General features: G+C 36.7%; 2 protein-coding genes and 1 riboswitch. Of the genes, one reads left to right on the forward strand and one right to left on the reverse strand.

Annotated features, from left to right (window positions below):
* The first annotated feature begins 507 nt into the window (after nucleotides 1-507).
* A riboswitch (NiCo riboswitch) is annotated at nucleotides 508-616 on the forward strand.
* Between the two features lie 130 nt (nucleotides 617-746).
* On the forward strand, nucleotides 747-2,606 hold the full coding sequence (locus Q1X33_RS16465) for a heavy metal translocating P-type ATPase (protein WP_002337545.1): 1,860 nt from the start codon (nucleotides 747-749) through the stop codon (nucleotides 2,604-2,606).
* A gap of 422 nt (nucleotides 2,607-3,028) precedes the next feature.
* Here Q1X33_RS16465 and Q1X33_RS16470 read toward each other — a convergent pair whose 3' ends face one another.
* Nucleotides 3,029-3,268: a hypothetical protein gene (locus tag Q1X33_RS16470; protein ID WP_002316697.1), complete on the reverse strand. Its 240-nt coding sequence runs from the start codon at nucleotides 3,266-3,268 to the stop codon at nucleotides 3,029-3,031.
* Nucleotides 3,269-3,566: the final 298 nt, after the last annotated feature.

The raw sequence follows: 3,566 nt of genomic DNA on the forward strand, positions 1-3,566 counted from the left end.
ATAGTAGCCCACGGCTACAATAATCACATCCTGCTGAAATTGCTTGCCTTTAAAATGATCTATCTTGATTCCTCCAAGCTATCTTTTCCATTCATTTTACCTTAAAATCAGTTTATCAGAAAACTTTGCAACAGAACCCTTTAAAGTATTATGAATATTCAAAACAACAGAGGGAGAACAGGAGTGAACACATGGGTGATTTATTAAAAAAAAAGAATTGATGCAATTATTAGAAATTTACCAAAAAATGGGAGAAGAATATCAAAAATTATTTAAAAAAGTGGAAATAAAACTTTATGAACTAACTAAGGAAGCATACATTTCCTAGACTTCGATCCGCCACAAAGCTTATGGCTGCGATTGCTATTCTACCCTGTTCAAATAATGGAAAAGCGATTTGAAATTCAAAAAAAATTTGTTATAATAGTCACATGAGAATCAATGAAGCATATTAAAACTAAATAATGAAAGCTTTGGAATATAACAGATTTTGTTTGTTGGTTATATTCATTGTGATCTGAACAGGCGGTGGACATATAAAAGGTCCATGCAGCCGGGCTGCAATTTTTGCGGCAGCAGAGTATGTAAATAATAAGGGCATACCTGTGGGACAGTTAATTCTGTTCTATAGGTGTGCCCTTTTTTATATATATATTTCTAAATAAAGGGGAGTGAAAAGATGAGATGAAATGGATTTGTAATAATTGGTAAGCAAAAAAACAAAAAATAAGAAAGAGGTTTTAGAAATGGTTGAGTATCTAACAAAAAGTAGGCAAGGACAATTTTTAGTTGTCGGTGTTTTATTTACAATCTTAGGGTTTATCTTTATCCCACTAAATGATGCATACAGTTCCATACTATTTTATATTTCAATTTTCTTTTTAGGCTTCTATGCGGCAAAACATGCTGTTGTTGAAACGATTAAAGATCGCTCACCAAATGTCGACCTATTAATGGTTTTGGCAGCAGTTGGTGCAGTAATCATTGATTTTGAGTCTGAAGGAGCGGCGTTGCTATTGATTTTTGCTGCTGCAGAAGTTTTGGAAGATTATGCAACGAACAAATCCACCAGCGCGATTTCAGAATTAATGGCGCAAGTACCCGACACAGCCCAAGTGCTAAAAGAAAATGGGGATGTAGTGGTTACCCCTACGAAAGAGTTAGTTATTGGGGACATTGTCGTGGTATCGAAAGGTGGTCAAATCCCTATTGATGGCTTGATCGACCGAAATGCAATCGTGAATGAAGCGGCTTTAACGGGTGAGTCTGTCCCAGTAGAAAAAGAGTTAAAGGAGGAAGTTTTTGCCGGAACGATTAATGAAGGAAATGTTTTTCATATAGAAGTAAACAAGACACTGAATCAAACCATGTTTTCCAATATTATCCGGATGGTTGAAGAAGCACAAAACAAACCTTCTCGAATCGCAAAGTTTATAGACCGTATTGAAAGTAAGTACGTGATTGGCGTTTTAATTATCATACCTATTTTCATCTTCTTTCTATATTATTTCCTAAGCCTACCATTAGAAGAAGCATTTTATCGTGGAATGGTACTTTTAACAGTGGCTAGTCCATGTGCATTGATGGCATCAGCTACACCGGCTACGTTAAGCGCGATAAGTAATGGAGCCAAAAACGGTATCTTATTTAAAGGTGGAGCCGCAATGGAAGCGTTAAGTACAATGAATATTTTGTATACAGATAAGACCGGAACATTGACGTATGGCGACTTCCAAGTGGTCGATTATCATTTGGACCAAGAGCTGTTAAAAGAAGTCATTTATATGGAGCAACAATCCAGTCACCCAATCGGAAGAGCAATTGTTTCTGCCTTTAAAGAGATTAACTTAGCACAAGTGAATCAAGCGGAATCGATTGAAGAAATTGCTGGTTCGGGAATTAAAAAAGGGGCAATCCTAGTTGGAAAACCGGATGCATTTAAGCAATATGATAAATTTGATCAGTTTGAAAAGCTACTGGAAAAAGGCGATACGACCATATTTGTAGCGAAGGGAAATGAAGTCGTCGGTTACTTCTCACTCCGGGATCGAATTCGTCCGCAGTCAGCGAGTACGGTTGCGGATTTCCAAAAAGAGGGCATCAAGGTTTATCTTTTAACGGGAGATAACGAAAAGGTTGCGGCACAGGTTGCAAAGGAAGTAAAGGTAGATGACTATATTTCTTCCATGTTACCGGAAGATAAAATAGATTTTGTCTTAAAAAGCCAAGGAAAAGAAGAAGTTGTTGGGATGATTGGCGATGGGATCAATGATGCGCCCGCGCTAGCGAATGCAGATATCGGAATTGCGATGGGAAGTGGCTCGTCAGTCGCAATGGAATCCTCTGATGTCGTTGTAGTGAAGAATGATTTGTCTAAATTGTTTTATAGCTATCAGCTAAGCAAGAAATTAAATAAAATCATTATTCAAAATGTCATTTTCTCCATCGCTGTTATTGTCAGCTTGATTACTTTAAATATGTTCGGCGTTCTGGGACTTCCTTTAGCAGTACTATTCCATGAGGGCTCCACAATCCTCGTCATCTTAAATGGCTTGCGGTTGTTAGGGTCCGAAAAAACAAAAGCGGAATTAAGTGGTGCTTATTAGACTGCATCATGATATTAGCTGAAAGGGTGAGCGAATATCTACAGCTTTTTAAATTTGTATCTGTAGGGAATGAAGCTTACCCTTGGCGAAAGCCTAAATCGTCAAAAAAGCTGATAATTTCTGAACAGAAATTATCAGCTTTATCTATTTTAAATACATGCTAAAAATCGTTTATTCAAACTTGATTGTCATCAATTATTAAAAACAATAAAGGAGCTATCATAGAGTTATACGAAAGAGTAAAACAAAAAAGACCGCGCAGTGAAAAACTATTTTCGAAGGAAAACCACTTCTTGATGAGGATCAATTCTTAATCTGATTCAATCCAGTAGACTTACATTACAAACAACAAACAGGAGGAAAAAATCATGCAAAGGTGTATTTTAGGAAAGAAAAATCAAATCACCGTCATCAGTGGCATATTAATCGTAATAATTTCCTTCGTTATCGATGGCCTCGATTTGGATGGCAACGGACTTATTTTTTAATCTAGCCACTTGAAGCACCTCGCCAATCTCTTGTTCGGACATTTGGGGCTTTGGGGAATTGATGTGAGCCAATCCTTTTTGAATTTTTTCCTGTTCAGCTGTGTGTTCAGATAAGAAAAAGCCCGCCCATTTTTTCATACCCCGGTCTTGATATTCGTCATTCAAATATTTCATGGATAATCACTCCTTTAGAACCATTATAAGAACAAGTGTTCGTTTTGTGAAGGGGGACAAGGAGTAAATGTCCTGATTTTTTTTATCAGCGACTTTCATTTACTGATGAAAAGAGAGAATAATAACAAAAGCAGGGAAAAGAAAAACTCCTATAATCGCAATCGTTTTTCCTTAAAAGACAAGAGTATGGAGTGCTTTTTTCAAAAGCATATCTATTGAAACCATTTTTTCGTTTTGTGTCGCCATACGCCCTGAACGGTTCTGTTGCAAAGTTTTAAATAAAGAATAAAATCCCTTA

Source organism: Enterococcus sp. B2E4 (assembly GCF_030499455.1).
GTDB lineage: Bacteria > Bacillota > Bacilli > Lactobacillales > Enterococcaceae > Enterococcus_D > Enterococcus_D casseliflavus.

Coding starts and splice junctions, on each gene's coding strand:
- Q1X33_RS16465 (WP_002337545.1), top strand. CDS start 747: ATGGTTGAGTATCTAACAAAAAGTAGGCAAGGACAATTTTTAGTTGTC.
- Q1X33_RS16470 (WP_002316697.1), bottom strand. CDS start 3,268: ATGAAATATTTGAATGACGAATATCAAGACCGGGGTATGAAAAAATGG.